This window comes from Leptospira bandrabouensis (genome assembly GCF_004770905.1).
GTDB lineage: Bacteria > Spirochaetota > Leptospiria > Leptospirales > Leptospiraceae > Leptospira_A > Leptospira_A bandrabouensis.
In genome coordinates this window covers 639035-660582 of sequence record NZ_RQHT01000014.1, presented here as the reverse complement: position 1 = coordinate 660582, position 21548 = coordinate 639035, and the positions used below count along the sequence as shown (strand labels likewise).

The following is a 21548-nucleotide window of genomic DNA, read 5'->3' as shown; positions in this document are numbered from 1 at the left end:
ATCGGATCTTTTAAAACTGGCTGGCCTGCTAGGATTCGAACCTAGGGAATGGCGATACCAAAAACCGCTGCCTTACCGCTTGGCTACAGGCCAGTTTCTAAAAAGAGAACGTTCGAAATTCCATATCAGGAAATCGATTAGAGACAATGGAAAGGGCTTCGTCTCTTTCCCTATCGGATGGATAAATGCCGTAAAAGCAAGAACCCGAACCTGATAAAGAGGCATAGACTGCTCCCGACTCATAGAACCCTAATTTCAATTCCTTTAGTAAGGGTTGGGTCTGAAAAGCGATTTTTTCAAACTCGTTCTCGAGCCTGTTTTGCAGGTATGCCCAATCCCCGACCTGAAGACTTCGAATTAAATCCTCTGCCAGAGATTTCCATACTTGGGAACCATAGGGTTTTTGTAAACTTTTTTGAAGGCCTGCGTACATAGAAGCTGTAGAAAGTCCGAAGGGTGGAATGGCCAAAATCCCTGTCCCTTGGCTCACAGTTATAGGTTCGAGCACCTCACCGATCCCACTCACAAAACAAGGGGAGGATTGGAGGAAAAAAGGGACATCGGCCCCAACGGATTTTGCCAGGGAAATCTCCTCTTCTTTGGAAAGTTGGGTCCAAGGAAAGATTTCCTTCAGGAAAAGCCCGGCATTGCTACTCCCGCCGCCAATTCCCCCTTCGGGAGGTAGGTATTTTTTTAGATAAATCGAAATGGAAACAGGTTCCCGAAGGTGGGCCGAAATTTTTTGGAAGGCTTTATAAAGAAGATTTCGAGTAAAATCACCTCTTTCCGAGACTTCTTCAAACTTGGAATGCCGATACCCATGAAGATAATTTTCCGATGTTAGGTGTATTTCCGAATCGGGAGAGTTTGTATTGGCAGTGATTTGGATTTTCATCGGATCCCCAAAACTAATAGGGACAAAGACACTCCGTATTTCGTGAAGTCCATCTTCCCGTTTATAGGGAATCATCAAACCAATGTTAATCTTTCCCTTCGCTATGGTTTCCAAATAAAAATCCTAAGACTGAGTGGTAAGGTTTTGTTTCGATAGTGCGATGGATTGTAAATGAAACCGAATGGATTCTTTAATTTCCAGAGGTTCGGAAACTAGGACAGATGTGCCGTATCCTAAAATAGTTTGAATAAACCAGTTTTGATCTCGGATCGGTGCTTGGAATTCTCGATATAAAGTATCCCCGATTTGTTTTTGGTTTCCTGTTGTTTGTAGGTTAAGTTTCAATCCTAAATGGTAAGAAGCAGAATCAGTAATCCATAACTTTGCATATGTATTGTTTTCTTTATCGTTACCGAACAGTTGTTTAAAACCCTGCAGAAATTCTTCTGCGGTATCAGGAAGAGTTGGGTATTTTGTATCTGCTATGACAATATTTAAAATAAAATCCAAACGAAAGGATCGGAATCCTTCTTTTGTTAAATCATAAGCCAAAAGATAAGAATCATTTTCTTCCCACAACAACCAAGGAGCCAAGGTTCTAGTTTCTTTTTCCTTTGTATCTCTTTTCCAATAAACAATCGTTAGTGTTTTTTTGTCATTTATCGCTTTTATGATGGTTTCTTTTGTTTTTTGATAAGGTGACCAATCACCGGAAGGAATGACCGAATCAATTTTGTTTAAAATGGAACGATTGAGTTCGGAGCCTTCTTTAGTTTTTTGGGAAACCAGAAGAGATCTAAGAAATGACCATTCTTTTGGAGAAAGAGGGAGTGCGGAATCAACGGCAACGGGGAGTCGTATTTTTACTTTCTTCCCATCAAAATCTAAATCCACGGCATCGGTCGGTGAATAAGGATACATCTCAATCATATACAGTTCCCCCAAATCTTTTTTGAGGGCTGCGATTGATTTGTGACCCGTGACACTTTGAATTTCCTCTAACCCAAGCCCTTCCGGATGGGAAGCCAGAAGGCGGATTAAATTTAATTTGGAAGCGGCCCGAGCAGTGGATGGATTCATTATGCTTCTAGAATTACTTTTAATTCCTTTGCATTAGATGCGCATAATGATTGTTTTTCGATATTTTTTGCTTTTAAGTGTCCACCAGTAAGTCTTTGGCTCACAACACTTGGTCCAAAGTCAATGATGGTGTTAATGGCACTGTCATTGAAAATAGGAGCAATCGCCAAATCCCAGTAAAGTGGCTCAATAAGGACCATTTTAAAAAGGATGTCTCGAAGGTTTCCGTCTTTTTGTAAGTTGTGACCATCAAAGATACTATATACAGGAACTTTTAGATCAGCACCAGTGTATGGGAAAGGAACCACAGATGCATCTTCTGCATTGAATTTATCAAGTGATGTTTCCATAAATGGGCAATGGAAAGGTGCAGTTGTTTTCAAATAAACAAACTTAAATTTCTTTTCGTCCATTTCCGCTTTCCATTGTTTACGGAATGCAAGAAGAGATGAAGGAAGTGCAGAAAGAATCATGGAATCTGGAGTGTTGTAAAGAGAAATGAAAACTGTGTCTTGACCTTTGAGTCCAAGAGAATCATTAGTTTTTTTCACTCTTTCTTCTAACTCATCTTTTGTGTAACCAATCACTGCAACCATAGGTGCTGGGTTTTTGTCACCATTGGCTTCATTTTCTTTTACTACTTCTTCTGAGACTACAAAGTTAGGATAAACTTTTTGTCCGTTAAATCCTAAATAAAAAACAAATCTTAAAAAATCAGAATATGCATTTAGGAAATCAGCTCCGTCTTTTCCTAGGCCAACAAGGGCAGAGGCAATCACCCCTTGGCTATGTCCACTGGCAGCACCGGTTGCTTTGATCAGTTCCGCAGTTGGATAACCACGTTTTGAAACCAAAACGTAATTAGCAATTTGAGTCATAAAGATTCCCGGAACAGAAATCGGTGCGCGAGCTAAATAATCTTCAGAAGGAGCGCCGTCTGGATTTTCAATCCAAGATTTGAAATCAAATCCTTCATTAAGGAGTGGACTTTTGCCATCACGAGCAGCAATTTCAGCAATGGTTTTGAAACTTGTTTCGAAAAATTCTTTGAGTTCTGGTTCTGCGTATAATTTTACGAGTTCTTTGAGATAAGGTGAACCCTGTCCTCCAAATTGAAGGAAAAATTTTTGTGAATTTTGGAGGGTGGCAGTAAGGAGTTTGGCCGATGTCATTTAATCTTCCTGAGATATGATTTTTCTGTTACCGTACAGATCGGACTTCCTAGAACAAGGAGAAAATTCCGTAGAGAACCTGGCAGGAAATCCCAGGTTTCTTATGTAAGATTTAAAATTAAGCGGCTTTGCTTTGTTCGAGATTGGATTTAATGCGTTCGTGGTCTAGGGCAAGAAGGACAGTATTTTCGAAATAGGTAGAAAAATCGATTCTTCCAGACGAATAGTCTTCGTGGAGAAGGGCTAAAAGAAGATAGAACATAGATCCTCCTGGTGGTTCCGAATCTATCAATGTGACATAATTCGAAAAGTCTTTTTCGGTCAAAGAGTTACCTTGAATGTCGGTCGGTCTGGAATTTTTTGAAGGAAAATAATCACAAAAGGTTTGGATTCGGGATTTCCTCTTTACAAAGCACCAATTTCTCGTTTCTTACGAGCGTATGTTTGTCACCCTCGCTCCCATCGATTATCTGATTCTTTTGGTTTTTGTTGGATTTATGGTTGTGATTGGGGTTCTTCTCAAAAAGTCCATGAACCAATCGAGCGATTTTCTTCTGGCAGGTCGCATGATTCCCAGTTGGATTACGGGAATTGCCTTTATTTCTGCCAATATCTCTGCCCTTGAACTTTTAGGAATGAGCGCCAGTGGTGCCGAATATGGGTTTTTGACTTTCCATTTTTATTATTTAGGGGCGATTCCAGGGATGATTTTTCTCGGGATCTTTATGATGCCTTTTTATTACTCCTCAAAAATCAGAAGTGTTCCTGAATACCTTCGTTACCGTTTCAATCGACCGGCGCATTTGCTGAATTCACTGATCACTTTACTCTCTTTGGCTCTTGGTTCTGGAATTTATCTTTATTCATTGTCTTTGGTTTTTGAAACCATGTTTGGTTGGAACCCTCATCTTTCTATTCTGTTTAGTGCAGCCATTGTTTTGGTTTATACATACTTTGGGGGTTTAAGTTCATCTATTTATACAGAAGTCATGCAATTTTTTTTAACGGTTCTTGGTTTGTTTCCTCTAGTGATTATCGGTTTAACAAGGTTAGGTGGTTGGGATGGGCTTATGCAAAAAATTCCAAATTCACACAAACATATGTGGCATGGGCTTATCAACGGACAGAATGAACTAGGTTGGGATTTGTTAAGTGTTACGGTGGGACTTGGATTTGTATTATCTTTTTCTTATTGGACTTGTGGTTTTACGGAAGTGCAAAGGGCAATGGCTGCAAAAGATTATAGGGCAGCCAGAAGAACTCCACTCATTGGAGCCATGTTCAAATTGTTTTTACCTTTTTTAACCGTAATACCTGGGTTAATTGCACTAACAGAATTTTCTAAAGAAATGAACGGTGAATATAATAAAAGTTTTTTAATATTATTAAAGAACTTTTATCCTTCGGGAATGTTGGGTCTTGGGACTACAGCACTCCTTGCTGCTTTTATGGCTGGTATGTCTAGTTCCATAACTGCAATGAATACTATTTTTACTTATGATATTTATCAAACATACATTCATAAAAATAAAGAAGATGAAGATTATTTAAAGATAGGAAAACGTTCCACCATGTTTGCGATCTTTTTTGCAATTTTTGCATCTTATATTGCCATGCAGTTTGAGAATATTATGAATTATATTCAGTTACTATTTTCCTTTTTTAGTGCTCCGCTCATTTCTATATTTTTGTTAGGAATGTTTTGGCGGAGAGCTTCCGGATGGAGTGCGTTTTACGGGATGTTACTCGGAACGGGAACTGGGCTTGTTCATTTTCTATTATATTCATTAGAAGTAGTATATTACAAATCGGATATGGTTTCTAATTTTTATGGAGCTATTTATTCTGGATTGGTTTGTTTTGTGACAATGGTGATCGTGAGTTTTATCGAGAAGGAAGATCCAAATAAGGACCTTAAAGGTTTGATCTATTCCGATAGAGACCAATCCAATCCCTTTTGGGATCCAAGAATTTTAGCCTGGGGTGTTGGACTGATTGTCCTCCTTGCTGGTTTTAATATCATTTTTGCATAAAGATTTATAGGAACGTAATAAAATAGTAATTGAATGAGAGTATCAATTTACTATGTTTGTTGCAGTATATACCAAGCCTATGAAGCCAAATCATTACACAGAAATTCCAGCTACATTCGAAATTCAATTGGAACAACTTAAGGATTATGATTCTAAGAAACATATCAGTGCCAGGGGGATTATGTTTTTTCACCCTTATGACATTGAGGTGCCTTCCATTATGAAAATTTCCTTAAAAATGATTTCTATGACCGGTTCTATTGACTTTCTTGTGAAAATATTAAAGTGCCAAAAAGTAGAGAATGAACCTCTATATGAAATCCATTGTAATTTTTATGACACAAATGCCGAAAAAGAAGACGAAGTGTTGAGTTTTATCAGTAGTTTTTAATTTCATAAATTAGAAACTATCGATTAGAGAGTTCCCCCTTTTTCGATTAGATACTGAAAACTCTCTTCAGAAAAGGATTTATCCTTTGGCCCGTACTGCATAAGCCACCTGGTTGGTGGCAAAAAACCATCAGTTTTCAGGGCATATCCCCCACCTAACAACCCACCAATTTTAGAACGGAGTTCGAAATGTAGATGTGCCGGATAATTGCCACCAGCATCTCCAATGGTTCCAATCCATTCTGTTTTTTTTACCAATTGTCCTGGTTCAACGTCAATGGTATGAAGGTGAGCATAAACTGATTCTAAATACCAAAACTTTCCATTTCCTACATTGTGATAATGGACAACCCGAACCACCTTTCCCCAACCACCGCCATAGTCGGCAATTTCGGAAACCACTCCATTCCCAAAGGAATAAACAGGAGCCGCATAATCACTATCACCTCCCGTCATTGCATTCCAATCTTCGCCTAAATGTTTTCTACCACCAAACTTTCCATTTTCGGCTCCGAACTTTTGGGCTAAGTAATATCCTTCTGCATACTTCCCCCCTACAGGAAATTCAAAGTCTGTGGCTTGGAAAGTAGGATAACGTTTTAATATGGGAAAGGGGTCTGTGGTACGGACTTCGCCTGAAGATTCCATCCAACCGAACAAAGGGTTTCCTTGGTAAGAATAACCTTTAGAAACACAACCTGTCCCAAGGAGAGAAAGACAGATTGTGAAAAAGAAAGGAAAATAAAAGTTATCTGCTGCGAACCAGTTTCTTTTTAGAAGATCTCGAAGGTTTAGAAGAATCATGACGTCCTTCCGAAAGGAATTCCGCTCGTGCTTCGATTGGCAAATGGTTTCCGAGTTTTGCCGATCTTTTTTTGCCCATTGCCATTTCTTCTTTCATCTCATAAAGGAATGAATCGTAATCCACTTGGATGGTGTGGCGTGTGCTACTCACATACCTTTTTTGCATTTTTGTTTGGTCGCGTTCGATGGCCTTTTCCATATCCTCTTTAGAAGGTAATACATAATTTCCAGTAAGATATTGGCTTATCCATTTTCCTTGGCATTCTGCGAGTGGCATAATCGCACCTAACGGTTGCATAAGGCCGACAAAAAACAAATTATTAATTCCTGGTTTGATCATTTTGTAATAAAGAGGAATATAATTATTTGGTGCTGATAAAAAATCTTCATCAAAGAAAGGAAACTTAATATTGTAACCCGTACAATAAATGAGAACATCTGCTTCTTCTTCGGTTCCATCGGCAAAGGCGATTTTTTTCCCTTTGAGTTCTGTGATGACTGGCTTTGGTTTGATATCCCCTCGTCCTAACCTAACAAGCAAATCTTGAGAGATGGTTGGGTGGGCGGAACCAAATTTATGATCTGGTTTTGGCAAACCAAAGTCTTCCATTTTTCCAACCCCAAAACGAATGAGTAGGTGAGCAAGTGTTTGTTGGATAAAAAAAGGAACCCAATGTGGTGTGTATTCGGTTAATTTATCTAAAGGTTTTCCAAAAAGATAATTGGGAATGACGTAAGCACCACGTCTTGCCGATAAAAAAACTTTTTTGGCAACCCCAGGCCTCGAAAGTTCCACAGAAATATCCATCGCACTATTTCCCATTCCTAGGACGACTACGTTTTTTCCTTCGCAGTTAACAGGTGTTTTTGGATCAACATAGGAATGTGAATGGATTACTTGACCAGAAAATTTCCCAGGGAAGGCAGGATCCGGCCAACGTTCACTCCAGTGATGCCCATTGGCAACGACTAACGCGTCATAGTATTTGGTTGGTCCTTTTTCGGGAGTGATTTTCCAAAGTCCGTCTTCAGTGCGTTCTGCTTTTTTGATTCCATTTTTGAATTGGATGTGTTTGCGAAGTCCAAAGTGATCTACATAAGATAAAAAATAATTTTGAATAGGTTCGTGATTCGGGTAGTCTGGGTAATTTTTTGGCATCGGAAAGTCGCGGTATTCCATACGATCCCGGTGTGTGTTGATATGAAGGGATTTGTAAATATTACTGAGACCATTGTCGTTTTTGTAACGCCAGTTCCCACCTACATCACTTCCTTTTTCGTAACAATCAAAAGGAATTCCATTTTCCTTAAGTGATTTAATGACTGTTATACCGGAAGATCCGGCCCCAATGACGCAAACTTTAGGAAATGCCATAGTATTTCTCTCACAACTAAAAATAGACTTAGGGAGAGATTTTTACAATATAGAATGTCTTTATCAAGACGATTTTACATTTCCATGTAAAAAATTAGTTTTTTCAGTAAATGTTAGTTTAATGGCATTAAACTTTGAATAGGTTCTCTAAAAACAAATACGAAAATAGCTAATTTATTTGCCCTGTGGTGTTTCCAAAAAAGAACGAATCTCTGTTTCCAAGTTGGTGATTTGAATTTTGGTGATTTTACCGGCTTTTAGCTGAATTAAGGTTAAAGATCCTTTTGTTCTTGGAAAGGGATCTGCTACTTTTTCTTCTCTCACCAAACGAAGAGTATACGGATAGGATTTCATTTTTGGAAGTGCTACAAATTTAGTGATGAGGCTAGGCATTTTATGAATGTCTGAAATAATCACTGCATGTCTTCCTTCCAAATATCCTTTACCTTCTTTTTCTAAAATGGGATGGATGATTTTACTGGCATCCATATCAGAAATAAAGATGACCTTCGTTGTCTCAAGAGGAATGGGGCTTGGTTCTTCCCATTGGTTGGTATAATTGATTTCAGGAAGGGTATTTCCAAGAACCAATGGTGGAGTGGTTGGTTCCTCGGCAAAAAGAGATAAGTTGAAAATAAGGATGGGAAGAAGGATTAGATATTGAATGAAATTTTTGAAAAAGGACTGAGATTTAAAGTTCGAAACAAAGTTATTTTTAAAGATTTGGACTTGGTACATAAACATGTAGGTTGCACTGGCAACCTTCTCCTAAAGGCGATATAAATATTCTAAAACTTGTTCTTTTGTCATCTTACTGGCGTTAGAGAATTCTCCTCCTTTGGTAGAGGTAAGAATTTTTCCTGTTGGGTCAATGACAACGAGAGCAGGGATTCCATTTTCAATCGGGTTCCCTAGTTTTTCATTTAGACTTAGGTTTTTATCAAAGCGGCCCACGTCCACTTTTAGGATTAAAAAATTCTCTGTGAGTAGGGCCTTCGGTTCTGGTTCCCGAAAAATTCCCTCCAACGCTCTGCAATCGGGACACCAGTCAGCACCAAAAACCACGATGAGTTTTCGGTTTGAGTCCTTGGCAATCGCCAGACTTTCTTCGTATTGAGAAAGTATTATGTCACTTTGTTTGGAACAATGGGAAAGGCTTAGGAAGGAAGATCCGAAAAAAAGGAGAGTGAAAAGAATGTGAAACTTGCGTTCCATAAAAACGGTGCGGAAGAAATCTTCCGCCAATCTTATTTCTTAGCGATTTCTTTAAGGATTTCTTGTCTTTTTTTATCTTTCTCAATATGGGAAAGAGACAACCAATCACGTTTCAATTGTTTTTCTGAAACACCTTTGAAGGTTGCATATTTGCCGAGAATTTTTGCTGTTTTTGCGTTCATGCCAACCAGATTCTTTTGCCTCTCCTTTCTGTCAATGCGAACCTTGGTTGCTGTTTCATCCTTGACCCCTAAACTCTTTACGAAACATAGTAAAGTGCAAGAAATCCAAAGACCCTATGAAATCACAGCTACCTGACCGTTACGATCCCGAATCTGTAGAGCCCAAATGGATAAAAACCTGGGAAGAAAAAAAAACCTTCGCGCCTGACTCTTCTCGCAAAGAAACATTTTCGATCGTCATCCCTCCACCAAATGTTACAGGGAATTTACACATTGGTCATGCACTCAATCATACCATCCAAGACATCATCATTCGTATCGAACGTAAAAAAGGTAAAAATGTAGTTTGGGTTCCTGGAATGGATCACGCTGGAATCGCAACACAAGTGGTTGTGGAACGTGAGTTAGGAAAAGAAGGAAAGTCTCGAACTGATTTTACTCGCGAAGGATTTATTGAAAAAGTTTGGGAATGGAAAGCACACTCCGGTGGAATGATTGCCAAGCAACAACGGTTACTCGGTGAATCGGTAGATTGGTCACGCGAACGATTTACGTTTGATGAAGGTCTTTCCAAAGCAGTCATTAAAGTATTTCGTAGTTTGTATGATGAAGGATTGATTTACCGCGGTGAACGGATCATCAATTGGTGTCCTGTCACGAAAACTGCAATTTCAGACATTGAAGTAGAGTATAAAGAAAAACAAGGCAAACTCTATCATATCAAATATCCAAAAGCAGAATTTAAATCGAAAGATCCAAAAACCCTTACCAAAGGGGAATACATCGTTGTCGCAACCACAAGACCCGAAACCATGTTTGGTGACGTGGCAGTTTGTGCCCACCCAGATGATGCACGTTATACGGATTTAAAAGATAAGTTTGTATTTTTACCAATTGCGGGTAAAGAAATCCCCGTTTTGTTTGATTCCTTTGTAGATAAAGAATTTGGATCGGGGCTTGTGAAAATCACTCCGGCCCATGACATCAATGACTATGAAGCGGGACTTCGTTTGAAACTCACTCCAATCAACATTATGAACTTGGATGGGACTCTCAACGAACATACAGGTAAATACAATGGACTCGACCGGTTCGAAGCTCGCAAACGAGTTGTGGAAGAGTTAGAAGCCAATGGTTATATTGAAAAAATAGAAACCCATATCCATAGTGTGGGTCACAACCAAAGAGGTGGTGCGGTCATCGAACCGTTGTTATCGACTCAATGGTTTGTAAAAATTGAATCTCTTGCAAAACCAGCTATTGAAGTTGTGAAATCAGGAAAGGTGCAATTCCAACCAAAAATGTGGGAAAAAACATACTTTGAGTGGATGGAAAATATCCGCGATTGGTGTATTTCTCGCCAACTATGGTGGGGTCATAGAATTCCTGCGTATTATGCACCAAACGGTGAGATGGTGGTGGCTGAATCCGTCGAAGAAGCGGTATCTTTATTTTCTAAAAAAGGAATTTCAGTAACCAAAGAGACCATCAAACAAGATGAAGACGTTCTGGATACTTGGTTCTCTTCCGGGCTTTGGCCTTTCACGGTTTTTGGTTGGCCTGAAAATTCGGAAGAACTCAAACAATACTATCCTACTTCCGTACTCGTGACTGGATTTGATATCATCTTCTTCTGGGTGGCACGGATGATTATGAACGGTCTCAAATTTATGGGGGATGTTCCTTTTCAAAAGGTTCTCATTCATGGCCTTGTTCGTGATAAAGATGGTAAGAAGTTTAGTAAGTCCCTTGGAAACGTAGTCGATCCTTTGGACATGATGACTAAATACGGAACCGATTCGTTTCGATTTTTTCTCGCAGCCGTTTTACCAGAAGGAAAGGACATTCTTTTCGACGAATCGCGGTTAGATGGTTATAGATCTTTTTGTAATAAAATTTGGAACTCAAGCCGGTTTATTTTTATGAACCTACCGGAAGAGTTCGAGGCTAAAGAACCAGAACTTAATTCTTTAGAAGATACTGACCTTTGGATTTTGAATGAGTTTGATCGGATGCTTAGTAAGTATGAAAAAGCTTATTCCGGTTATCTATTTTTCGAAATGGCAAATGCTGTTTATGATTTTGTTTGGGGATCGTTCTGTGATTGGTATTTGGAATTAACCAAAGCTCGTGTGTATGGAAATGTAACTCCCGAATCACAAGAGAAAGCGCGGTTTGTTCTTGTCAGTATATTAAAAAAATCACTCGGACTTCTCCATCCGTTTATGCCTTTCATTACGGAAGAAATTCATTCCTTACTTGAGACTACCGAACTTGCAAAAACTGAATTTCCAAAACCGTATGGAGTTTCTGATTCCGCACCAGCTGTGGTTCGAATGGAACTGGTGCGAGAGATCATCACAAAGATCCGAAACATGCGCGCAGAACTCGGAGTTAAACCTGAGAAAAAATGTAAGGTTATCATCAAGTGCGGCCATAAAGAATTAAAAGAAATGATGGAACGAGAAATTAAATCCATCCTTCAACTTTCTAAAGCAGAGAGTTTGGAATTTTTAGATTCTTATGAAGCAAAAAATACAGATTCCGTAGGTGCTTTTTCGATTGGAGAAATTTTTCTTCCTTTAGAAGGTATTTTTGATTTTGAAAAAGAAAAACAACGATTGGAAAAAGAGAAAAAACAAATCCAATTGGAAATGGAAAAGTTGGAAAACAAAATCAACAATCCATCGTTCTTAGAAAAAGCAAAACCGGACGTCGTAGAAAAAGAAAGAGAAAAGTATAATACCTGGAAAGAGAAACTAGAAAGTACGGTAAGGGCTTTAGAAAAAATTGGATCATAAATTTAAAGTTTTACTCATTGGAAGTGGCGGAAGAGAACATGCGTTAGCGGATGCTATCTCTAAATCAAAATCATTGGAATCTCTTAAGGTGTTTCCTGGGAACGGTGGTTTTGCAAAAGATTTATTATTGGATGCAAATGATATATCCATCACTGATAAATCCAAATTTTTTGATTATCTAAAATCTTCAGGAACCAACCTTGTTGTCGTTGGCCCAGAAGATCCTCTTGTCAATGGACTCTCTGATTGGTGTGCTGAAATAGGTATCCCTTGTTTTGGACCTTCTGCTTATTGCGCGCAAGTGGAAGGAAGTAAACACTTTGCCAAAGAAATGATGAAACGTGCCAAAGTTCCTACTGCCTCCTTTGCTGTATTTACAGATCATGAATCTGCTTGGAGTTATGCCCAAAAAGAAATGTTACCCTTGGTTGTCAAAGCGGATGGCCTTGCTGCTGGAAAGGGTGTCACTGTTGCTTTCGAAATGAAGGAAGTAAAACAAGCATTAGATGAAATATTTTTAGAATCAAAGTTTGGGGAAAGTGGGAACAAGGTAGTTTTGGAATCCTTTTTAGAAGGCGAAGAAGCATCTCTCTTTGTCATCACTGACGGAGAAAGGTATATGTGCCTTCCTGCGGCCCAAGACCACAAACGAGCTTATGATGGAGACATTGGTCCAAACACAGGGGGGATGGGTGCTTATGCACCAGCACCGATTGTGACAGATGTTGTTCTATCTAAAGTTAAGGAACTCGTCATTGAACCAATGTTAGCTGAATTTCGCAATTCGGGCCATCCTTATAAAGGACTACTTTATGTTGGTCTTATGATTACCAAAGAAGGAAACCCCAATGTAGTGGAGTTTAATTGTCGTTTCGGAGATCCAGAAACGCAATGTGTACTTCGTTTGTTGGATGAAGATATTTTACCTATATTTTATGCTTCAGCGGTAGGAAATCTCCCTGAGAGAAATCTAAAACTAAAAGAAGGATCCTCTGCCATTGTGGTGCTTGCAGCGAAAGGATATCCGGACGCCCCACAAAAAGGGATGCCTCTGGAGATCCCACCAAACGAAGGGAATGTGGTGGTTTACCATGCGGGAACGAAAAGCCAAGAAAACCAAATTTTGGCAAATGGTGGACGAATTCTCGGAATCACTTCTTTTGGAAATTCTCTAAAAGATGCCATTTATGATTGTTATGCGTTTTTAGGGAAAATCAAAGCACCAGATACATTTTATAGAAAAGACATAGGAAGGCGTGCTCTCTAATGCCATTTAGTATCTCTGGTAATTTTAAAAATTGTGAACGTGTTAGCCTTCGCAATTTTGAAAAACATCTAGGGATTATTTTGTCTGAAAATCAAACCCAACTCCAACAACATCTTATGATTCGCCGTGCGCTTCAAAACTTAAGTGGATCTGTAAGTGTGCTTTCGGGTCTTAGTCGTCAGGAGTTGTTATCTTTTATTTTTATCTTAACTCAGTTTGGTGATATCATTCGTTCGGAAACTCCACCGGAATACTTGCAATTGGAATCCATTCCTTATGTGATTGAATGGGCTAAAGGCCACTATATGATCCCGATGGAAATTTTAGAACATCTGGCTCATGAAAGGATATTCAAAGACCAAGGTTATTTGTTTGCACTGATACCTGCTTTATCCATCAAAGAAAAAAAATCTTGGATTCGTTGGATCGGTGTGGATTTTGAAAAGGGTGGAGACCGGGATTTAAATTTTGAAATTTATTCCCAGTGTCGTGTTTTGCAAAAACCTTTTCTTGGTAAGTCGCTTGTCCAAGAATCGGAAATTCGTTTGGAACAAATTTGGCCCAAAGGTAAAAACGAATACATCGATTGGTTTTATAAAGGTCTTTCTACTTTTTATTATTCTATGGAAGAGATGAGTCGAAAAGAAAAGGATCCTTTTTTACTCCATGTCATTGAACTCATTAAATCAGGTAAATTCATACTCAAACGTTTACCTGATACTTACGGAAAAGAATCAAGTTATTCTCTTGTGGGAACTGTAGAAGGAAATACTCCGCAACTCAGAGAAACTACATTCCAATGGGAAGTGGAACGACTTCGTAAAGATTCTCTATTTTAAAACTTCCACTTCGGATTTACGCATTATGGATAGATCACTTAAAGACTTAAAAAAACAAACATCAGAAATGATTGAGACTTTCCAATCCTATTGGACGGCACAAAATTTCCAAGAAGACTATGACCGTTTATCCTCACTCATTGAAAAAGCAAACGATCCCAAGTTATGGGATTCACCTGACCAAGCAAAAACAGTCACTCAAAAACGAAACGAGTTACAACTGAAGTTAGATCCTTGGTTGGATTTAAAAAAGGAACTTCTCGATTTTCCTGATTTGATTGAACTCACATCCGAAGAAATGGGTGAGGCAGGTTTAAAATCATTAAACGATGATTTTGATCGCATGTTTGAAACATTCGAAAACTTGCAAATGTTAGATGCCCTTGCCGGCAAAGATGATGGCAAAGCTGCTTTTATCAATATCCATCCAGGGGCTGGTGGAACAGAATCCCAAGACTGGGCAGATATGTTACTGCGAATGTACACAAGGTTTTGTGAACAAAAAGGGTATCGTGCGGAACTTGTGGATTACCAACCAGGCGAAACTGCAGGTATCAAAAATGCTACGTTATACATCCAAGGGGACCATCCCTTTGGTTATTTAAAATGTGAATCCGGAGTCCATAGACTTGTTCGGATCTCTCCTTTTGATTCTAATAAAAGACGACATACATCCTTTGCTTCTGTCTATGTAACACCGGAAGTCGATGATGACATCCAAGTGAACATTGAAGAAAAAGACCTTCGTGTGGATGTGTATCGTTCTTCTGGTGCTGGGGGACAGCACGTCAACACAACAGACTCTGCTGTGCGAATCACACATATCCCTACAGGTGTTGTGGTCTCATGCCAGATGGAACGGTCCCAAATCAAAAACCGTGACACGGCGATGAAGATGCTTCGTGCTCGTTTGTATGAAATGGAAAAACAAAAAGCGGAAGAAGAAAACGCTAAAAAAGCGGGTGAAAAACGTGATATCTCTTGGGGATCGCAAATTCGAAGTTATGTGTTCCATCCATACAATTTGGTAAAAGACCATAGAACCGATTTTGAAACTGGAAACGTCCACGCAGTGATGGATGGAGACTTAGAAGATTTTATCATTGCTTACTTAAAATACCTGACAAACCAAAAGGCAAACGCAAAAGTATAACCAAATGTCTGTAAAACAGGATATTTCCGGTACTCTAAGGAAAATCCAAAAAGAAATTCAACAACTTCCGAATATTACGGATCGATTGAATTTCATTTTGGATATGACTCTGACTTTGTTTGGAGCTTCTACCGGTAGTATTTCGATTATGGACCAGGAAGAAAAAGTCCTCACCATTGTGGCCGCAAAAGGGATGGATTGGGAGAAAAAAATTGCTGCCAAACTTCCATTCAACTTGGGTGTTACGGGTCGCGCGGCTTCCACTAGAGAAATTATCTATGTTCCCGATGTAACTTTAGATAAAGACTATGTAAAACTCATTGAAACGGTTCGTTCGGAACTTGCCATCCCTCTGTTAACAAGAGATTCGACAGTTGGAGTTTTAAACTTAGAATCGGATAAGGTAAATTTTTTCTCATCCGATATCATTAACCAAGCCACACTATTTGCTTCTCAATTAACAATTGTTATTTTGGAAGAACGAATAGCCAAAGAAGCTTTTGAAAAATCCAAAAGAGAAGAAGATCCTGTTGAAGAAATTCTTGGTTATGATCCGAGTATTTTATTTTTAAAACATAGGATTCGTCAAGTGGGGCCCTCCGATACTTCGGTGATGATCATTGGAGAAGAAGGGGCTGGTAAAAAACTAGTCGCCAAAGCCTTACATTATATTTCTCAAAGAAAAAATGGTCCTTTCCTGACTGTAGATTGTTCGGGACTTAGTTATGAATTATTGGAAGCTGAGTTATTTGGATCCCAAAGTGGAAAAATTTTTAATCCAGGAAAATTGGAACAAACCAACGGGGGTTCCTTATACATTGAATCCATTGGGGATTTACCAACCAATTTACAAACAAGGCTCTTTCATACCTTAAGGGATAAAACGATGCCGAATCCTTCGACCAAAAAGAAGGACGAAGTTTTAAATATTCGGATTTTTACAGGTAGCAAAAGAGATTTATTAGAAGATATCCAAAAAGAAACTTTTTCTATGGACTTGTATTACCGCCTAGCGGAGGTTCCATTGCGTGTGCCTCCACTTCGAGAAAGAAGAGGAGATGTTCCTCTTTTGGCACATCACTTTTTATACCAATATAACAAACAGTATGGAAGGAATAAAACTTTTTCAACAGAAGCATTAAAAGCACTTACAGGAATGCCTTGGAGTGGGAATGTTAGACAATTACAAAGTGTGATTCAATATGCGGTTCTTGTCCCACCGGAATCGGTTTTGGAACCTCATTCATTTCTGCAAGATGGGAAAAGGGAATCGGAAGTTTCACCCAAAGTTCAAAATTTTGGAGTAGGAACAGAGATACTTTCTCCTTCTGAAAATCTTTCTCTCAATATAGCCATTGAAAAGTTAGAGGCTATTTGGATCAAAGAGGCCTTCCAACGTGTCTCCACACAGGAAGAAGCAGCCAAACTTTTGGGAATTAGCCGTGGTTCTTTACAGTATAAGATTAAAAATAACCAATTTCTGGACGGATTCAACTCCTAAAGTCCAGAAAAGAATGGATAGATTGGCCAACTCTGTCGATATGATTACTAAGGAGCTTTCACGTGGCAGATAGTTATTACCGTACCATCAGTGGTAAACATTATGATAATGAATTGTTAGAAATCGTTGAGAAAGCAACCAAACGTAGCAAAGCTCCTATTGGCAAAAACATCGCAAAAACCTTATTTGATGCCATCAAAGACGGTGGCGATTATACAGATGTGGAAAAACGCACTGTTAAATACATTCGAGACAATTTTAAGTTTAGCCCCGAAGCAGATGAATACCTTCGTTCCGAAATTCGTAAATGGGCAGCAAAAATCTCGGTTCCTGCTGCAAAGAAAAAATCAGCGACCAAATCATCCGTAAAAAAGGAATCCAAAGTTAAACGAAGCTCAGTCCGTTCCGTAAAGGCTTCGGATGAAGGATTCACTCCTTATGTAGATAGTTATGAATTTGGTGATTCCTCACCAGAGGAAATCGCACCAACGCCTGAATACAATGAACTAGTTGCTTTGAATAAATTTCAAATCACACCAAAACAAAATCGAATTGGAAGAATTGTTTTACTTGGTCTGATAATAGTATTTTTTATTGTTCTGATTATTTTTGGAATCCGTAGTTGCAATCGTAGTTCGAAATCGCAAACTACAACTGCCAGTCAAAATTCCAATCTTTCGCAAGAAACGGGAACTCGCTCTTTGGAACGAGTGGAATTGTCTCCAGGGAAAGTTTCGAACCAGTTTGAATCCAGAGCTTCTGCCATTCGTTATATCAATGACTTACAAATTCGTTTCATCAAACAAAGTATGCAAACTGAAGAGAGTGCGAGTGATAAAATCGCAACCTTAGCAGAAGCATTAAAGGCCTATCCTGGGATTCGTGTTCGAGTGAAAGGACATACATGTTTTATTGGTGAGATGGATGAAAACAAAATCCTATCTGATGAACGTGCTAAGTTTATCTTTGATGAATTAGTAAAAAATGGCGTCAGTGCGACTCAACTCGACTATCGCGGGTTTGGTGAAACAGCAGAAATTGAATCCAATTCTACAGAAGCAGGGCGAATCAAAAATAGAAGGGTTGATTTTACTGTTTTATCGGTAGCCGAATCACCGAACTAGTTACAACATTCGATAGAGCGATTTTGTGAGCATCCGTTTGGTAGACTGAACGGATGTATACAATCCCTCATACAATAACAAAGATTTTTTTGCCACAGCTAACCTGGGATTTTCTTTTTCTTCCAAAGTTAAATTGTCATCATAACCTTCCGTGATAGTTAAAATAATCCTTTGGATTCCTAAACTTAAAATTTCATTCAAACCTTTTTTTCCAGAAACCTGTTCATCAATTGAGTCCATTTGTTTGATGTCTTCTGCAAAAGTTTTGGGATTGATTTGGTTTAATTTGATTTGGTTATAAATCCGCTCTGAAACAATAAGCCCTCGTTTCACAGTGGATGCAAAATCTAATAGACTTTCTGTTGTGGACTTTATCTCTGATACCAATTGTTTTTGATCGAAAAAAGGAATTTCCGTTTTCAATTGAGCATGGATTTGATTTCGAACAGTTTGTACTAAATTGATTTGGATTTTTATTTCGTTTTCATCACTCTTAAAAACTTTTTCAAATTCGGAATGAGGGATTCCTTCTAGTTTGGCACCAAACTTGGTGAGATTGGTCCAAGGATTTTCCTTGGCATGGTCTTCGAACCATTTTTTAAAGATTAACATCTTTTCATTGGTGATATAGGTCTCACCCAAGTTTCCTGTTACTTTTTTTTGGGGCAAAGCAAACAGCTGTTTGTAGTTATGTTTTTCCCTACGAAACTTTCTAGATTCTAAATAGTTCAATCGTTCTTCGAGGACTGCTCCTTTGGAATGAGCAAGACCTTTGGTAAAACTCAAATCTTGCCCCACTAAAAAAACATATTTTGCTCCCATAAGTGTGGCAAGACTGGCTGCATTGGTGGAAACAGAGCCGCCAAAAGGAACTGATCCAATTTCGCCATTACCTGTTCTTTCCAGTAGTCCAATCAAAGGAAAGAGAGAAGAAGTCACAAAACCCTTGTTAGGTCCTTTGTCTAATCGTAAACTTAAATAAGTAGATGTGGGATCAAAAATAAGAATCCCATCTCCAGAATAATCTTCCAAGTATTGGCTATTTAAGGCCTGTGGGTCGACAGAAAAAATCAAATCAGGATCAACACCAAAAGAGGTGAGGATGGGAAGAGCTGTATCTACCGCAAGAAGAAGAAATTGGTTTCTATATTTTGTTAGTTCCGGTATGGATTCGGATAGGCTTGGACCTGCCCCGCAAACCACAATAGAAATTCCTTCTGCAATTCCAAACAGATCGGAAATAGGACGAAATTTAGATAATTCGGGAAGATTGTAACAAATATTTTTAGCCCAGATTTTTTCAAACCGAGTGAGGGTAGCAAGGTTCACATCTTTTTTGTGAAACATCTGTTCGGCGGTATGACGAAGTTTTAAATAATCGGATTCTCTCCATTGCCAAGAGCCGCGATGAGGAACAAAACTAATAGGATGAGTTCCCTTTCCTTTGACAGCCTCGGAGAGTTGGTCTTCTAATCCTTCTCCTGTGATGAGGATTAGGTTTCCTTCTAATAATGGTTTGGAAAAATCAAAAATTTGAAATGCTTCCTTAATGAAAAACTGATGTGGTTCCATCCAAATGATGGTTACTTTTTCTCTTTCTATGAGGTAAGGAAGGATATATCCAAGGCCAGCACCAAACAATAAATAAATGCGTTCGCTACCGTCATGAGGAAGTTCTGTGGCAAATCGTTCTGCTTCTTTTTTGGGATCAAACCGGCTATGGATCCAAACTCCATCTAATTCTAAAGTTGGATCTCCCGTCTTAGATTTTGTTAGTTGGTAAGAGAAATTGGATTCGGAATCTAATGAATTCGTAGGCTCGGATGGATTTTCTAAATTTAGAATTGATTCTGCTACCTGGGATGGTAGTGCCGCTAAATTTTTTTCTAAATTAGATTTGTTCACTTAAGGTTCCAAAACAATTTTGATAGATGAGTTTGGTGTAAGTGAAGTTCCTGCTTTTGGTTCTTGCGATTTCACAAATCCAGATCCTTCCAATTTATATTCTAGTTGCAGTTGTTTTACAATTTGAATGGTTTCGGACGCAGTAAATCCGCTAAGATCCGGCATCACTTTGGGATCGAGTTTATAAATTTTATTTCTTTCACCCTTCAATCGATACACAAGTGCTTTCTCACTTTTTTCCACAATAGGAATGATACTTTCCACCACTTCACGAAAGACAGGTGCTGCAATCCCACCACCCGTATGGGCCTCTCCCCCTGGTTCATCAAATACAATGAGACCCACATACTTTGGTTTCTCTGCGGGAAAAAAACCAAGAAAACTCGCAGTAAAAAGACCGGCTTGGTATCCCGCACCTGCTTTTGCTTTTTGTGAAGTTCCCGTTTTTCCCGCAATAAAGTAGTTTTCTAAATAGGCTTTTTTCCCTGTTCCTTGCGAAACTGCTTTCCCCATTGCATTTAATGTTTTTTTGGCAGCCCCTTCTTTGATTCCGAGTAGTTCATTTTTAATCGAAAACTCATGCACCAGTTCTCCATAAGAATTGGTAATTTGTGAGACAACCGAAGGTTCAAATAAAATCCCACCATTCACAACTGCGGCTGCAGCAGTGATGAGTTGGATGGGTGTGACAGAAAGGCCTTGGCCTATGGATAAAAAGTAAGGTGTACTTTTGTTCCATTTGTTTAAGGGAGGTAAATATCCTTTGGCTTCGTGGATGGAAAAGTTAGTTCGTTTTCCAAACTTAAATTTTTCCATATAATTGTAGTAAGTTGCTTCATCAATTTTTTGTGCTGCTTTGATGATTCCTACGTTACAAGAGTATTGTAAAATTTCATCCAAATTGACATGACCATGATTGTCAGTGCATCGAATGATGGTTTTTCCAATTTCAATATAACCGGGACAATGGAATCTTTCATTGGTGAGGATTTTTCCTTCATTCAGTAACATAAGGGCAATGAAAATTTTCATTGTCGATCCAGGTTCATACACATGGCGGATGGACCAATTGGTATGAGATTCCAATGGAAAATCTTGGAAGTGGTTGGGATCAAAATTTGGATAAGATGCCATCGCCAAAATTTTTCCTGTTTCCGTATCCATAATCATTCCGATTCCACGTTTTGATGCAGTTTGGAGAAAAGCTTTTTGTAAGGATTTTTCCAATCGGTATTGAATAATGCTATCGATTGTTAGGTGGATATTGTTTCCTTTACTGGACTCCGCATCGGGAGTGGATAACAATTCTAAATTGAATAACATCTCAAGGCCTGAGAGTGCTTTGTCGTCATCATAACCAGTAAAACCTAGTAAACTTGCGGCCAAACTTCCTTGTGGATATATTCGTTTGTATTCTTTTTCCACACGAACACCAGGAAGAGACAGAGCTTTGATTTTTTCTGCTTTTGAGAGTTCAATTTCCCTTTTTAATAAAAAGTAATTTTGTTTATCTCTTATGGTATCAATCAGTTTGTTTGAAGGAATTCCAAGAATTGGGCCTAACTCTTGTGCGGTGAGTTCGGGATCATAAATATTTGTGGGATCAATTCCAACGGTTGCAGATTCACGAGAAATCGCAAGTTCAATCCCTCGCCTGTCGTAAATGGTTCCACGTTGCACATACTTACTTGATTTTAGATTGATGATATTATCGTTGAAGTATGTGAGATAAATCACACGGAAGAGTAAAATCCCAAAAAGGGAGAGAATAAAAAGAATAATATACTTAAAACGTTGTTTGTATTCTGTCAT

At 38.7% G+C, this 21548-nt stretch carries 19 protein-coding genes and 1 tRNA gene; 8 read left to right on the top strand and 12 right to left on the bottom strand.

Translation table 11 applies throughout. The annotated features are described in order from the left end of the window. Window positions 1–17: 17 nt before the first annotated feature. The 5 genes from EHR07_RS10245 to EHR07_RS19100 form a co-directional block, all read right to left on the bottom strand. Window positions 18–93 (bottom strand) — tRNA-Gln (locus EHR07_RS10245). A 4-nt stretch (window positions 94–97) separates the two neighbouring features. Continuing rightward, a complete protein-coding gene (locus tag EHR07_RS10240) occupies window positions 98–1009 on the bottom strand; it encodes a 4-(cytidine 5'-diphospho)-2-C-methyl-D-erythritol kinase (RefSeq protein ID WP_135744997.1) in 912 nt (303 codons plus the stop codon). Between the two features lie 9 nt (window positions 1010–1018). Continuing rightward, window positions 1019–1975, bottom strand: coding sequence for a helix-turn-helix transcriptional regulator (locus EHR07_RS10235; RefSeq protein ID WP_135744996.1), 957 nt, complete (start codon window positions 1973–1975; stop codon window positions 1019–1021). Next, window positions 1975–3147 carry an ACP S-malonyltransferase gene (locus EHR07_RS10230; RefSeq protein ID WP_135744995.1) on the bottom strand — a complete coding sequence of 391 codons (1173 nt, stop codon included), beginning with the start codon at window positions 3145–3147 and terminating at the stop codon, window positions 1975–1977. Before EHR07_RS10230 ends, EHR07_RS10235 begins: the two co-directional genes overlap by 1 nt. A gap of 118 nt (window positions 3148–3265) precedes the next feature. Next, window positions 3266–3409: a hypothetical protein gene (locus EHR07_RS19100; RefSeq protein ID WP_002972181.1), complete on the bottom strand. Its 144-nt coding sequence runs from the start codon at window positions 3407–3409 to the stop codon at window positions 3266–3268. 178 nt (window positions 3410–3587) lie between these two features. Here EHR07_RS19100 and EHR07_RS10225 point away from each other — a divergent pair, with 178 nt between their 5' ends. Together EHR07_RS10225 and EHR07_RS10220 are read left to right on the top strand one after the other, a co-directional pair. After that, window positions 3588–5180: a sodium:solute symporter family protein gene (locus tag EHR07_RS10225; RefSeq protein WP_135744994.1), complete on the top strand. Its 1593-nt coding sequence runs from the start codon at window positions 3588–3590 to the stop codon at window positions 5178–5180. Window positions 5181–5259: 79 nt separating this feature from the next. After that, the gene (locus EHR07_RS10220; RefSeq protein ID WP_135744993.1) at window positions 5260–5571 is read left to right on the top strand and encodes a hypothetical protein; all 312 of its coding nucleotides are present in this window, start codon (window positions 5260–5262) and stop codon (window positions 5569–5571) included. A gap of 23 nt (window positions 5572–5594) precedes the next feature. Here the strand turns inward: EHR07_RS10220 and EHR07_RS10215 are convergent, their stop codons facing one another. The 5 genes from EHR07_RS10215 to EHR07_RS19095 all read right to left on the bottom strand — a co-directional run bounded on the left by EHR07_RS10215 (window position 5595) and on the right by EHR07_RS19095 (window position 9146). Then, window positions 5595–6374, bottom strand: coding sequence for a M23 family metallopeptidase (locus EHR07_RS10215; protein ID WP_135744992.1), 780 nt, complete (start codon window positions 6372–6374; stop codon window positions 5595–5597). After that, window positions 6319–7749 (bottom strand): flavin-containing monooxygenase, encoded by a 1431-nt coding sequence (locus EHR07_RS10210; protein ID WP_135744991.1) that lies wholly within the window; start codon window positions 7747–7749, stop codon window positions 6319–6321. The genes EHR07_RS10215 and EHR07_RS10210 overlap by 56 nt, the downstream gene beginning before the upstream one ends. A 174-nt stretch (window positions 7750–7923) precedes the next feature. Further along, the gene (locus tag EHR07_RS10205) at window positions 7924–8493 is read right to left on the bottom strand and encodes a hypothetical protein (protein WP_420871217.1); all 570 of its coding nucleotides are present in this window, start codon (window positions 8491–8493) and stop codon (window positions 7924–7926) included. A 24-nt stretch (window positions 8494–8517) separates the two neighbouring features. After that, on the bottom strand, window positions 8518–8994 hold the full coding sequence (locus EHR07_RS10200) for a thioredoxin family protein (RefSeq protein WP_238777135.1): 477 nt from the start codon (window positions 8992–8994) through the stop codon (window positions 8518–8520). Between the two features lie 2 nt (window positions 8995–8996). Continuing rightward, window positions 8997–9146 (bottom strand): hypothetical protein, encoded by a 150-nt coding sequence (locus EHR07_RS19095; RefSeq protein ID WP_012387282.1) that lies wholly within the window; start codon window positions 9144–9146, stop codon window positions 8997–8999. 116 nt (window positions 9147–9262) lie between these two features. Here EHR07_RS19095 and EHR07_RS10195 point away from each other — a divergent pair, with 116 nt between their 5' ends. The 6 genes from EHR07_RS10195 (at window position 9263) to EHR07_RS10170 (ending at window position 17831) form a co-directional block, all read left to right on the top strand. Next, complete coding sequence (locus EHR07_RS10195; protein ID WP_135744989.1) at window positions 9263–11947, top strand: valine--tRNA ligase; 2685 nt, start codon at window positions 9263–9265, stop codon at window positions 11945–11947. Beyond that, the gene (purD, locus tag EHR07_RS10190) at window positions 11937–13214 is read left to right on the top strand and encodes a phosphoribosylamine--glycine ligase (protein WP_135744988.1); all 1278 of its coding nucleotides are present in this window, start codon (window positions 11937–11939) and stop codon (window positions 13212–13214) included. Before EHR07_RS10195 ends, purD begins: the two co-directional genes overlap by 11 nt. Then, complete coding sequence (locus tag EHR07_RS10185; RefSeq protein WP_135744987.1) at window positions 13214–14053, top strand: hypothetical protein; 840 nt, start codon at window positions 13214–13216, stop codon at window positions 14051–14053. Before purD ends, EHR07_RS10185 begins: the two co-directional genes overlap by 1 nt. Before the next feature lie 25 nt (window positions 14054–14078). Then, on the top strand, window positions 14079–15206 hold the full coding sequence (gene prfB / locus EHR07_RS10180) for a peptide chain release factor 2 (protein WP_135744986.1): 1128 nt from the start codon (window positions 14079–14081) through the stop codon (window positions 15204–15206). Window positions 15207–15210: 4 nt separating this feature from the next. Next, the gene (locus EHR07_RS10175; protein WP_135744985.1) at window positions 15211–16707 is read left to right on the top strand and encodes a sigma 54-interacting transcriptional regulator; all 1497 of its coding nucleotides are present in this window, start codon (window positions 15211–15213) and stop codon (window positions 16705–16707) included. A 62-nt stretch (window positions 16708–16769) separates the two neighbouring features. After that, window positions 16770–17831 carry an OmpA family protein gene (locus EHR07_RS10170; RefSeq protein ID WP_135744984.1) on the top strand — a complete coding sequence of 354 codons (1062 nt, stop codon included), beginning with the start codon at window positions 16770–16772 and terminating at the stop codon, window positions 17829–17831. Here the strand turns inward: EHR07_RS10170 and EHR07_RS10165 are convergent, their stop codons facing one another. Beyond that, window positions 17832–19736, bottom strand: a complete 1905-nt coding sequence (locus tag EHR07_RS10165) for a motility associated factor glycosyltransferase family protein (RefSeq protein ID WP_135744983.1) — start codon at window positions 19734–19736, stop codon at window positions 17832–17834. Continuing rightward, window positions 19737–21548, bottom strand: a complete 1812-nt coding sequence (locus EHR07_RS10160) for a penicillin-binding protein (protein ID WP_135744982.1) — start codon at window positions 21546–21548, stop codon at window positions 19737–19739.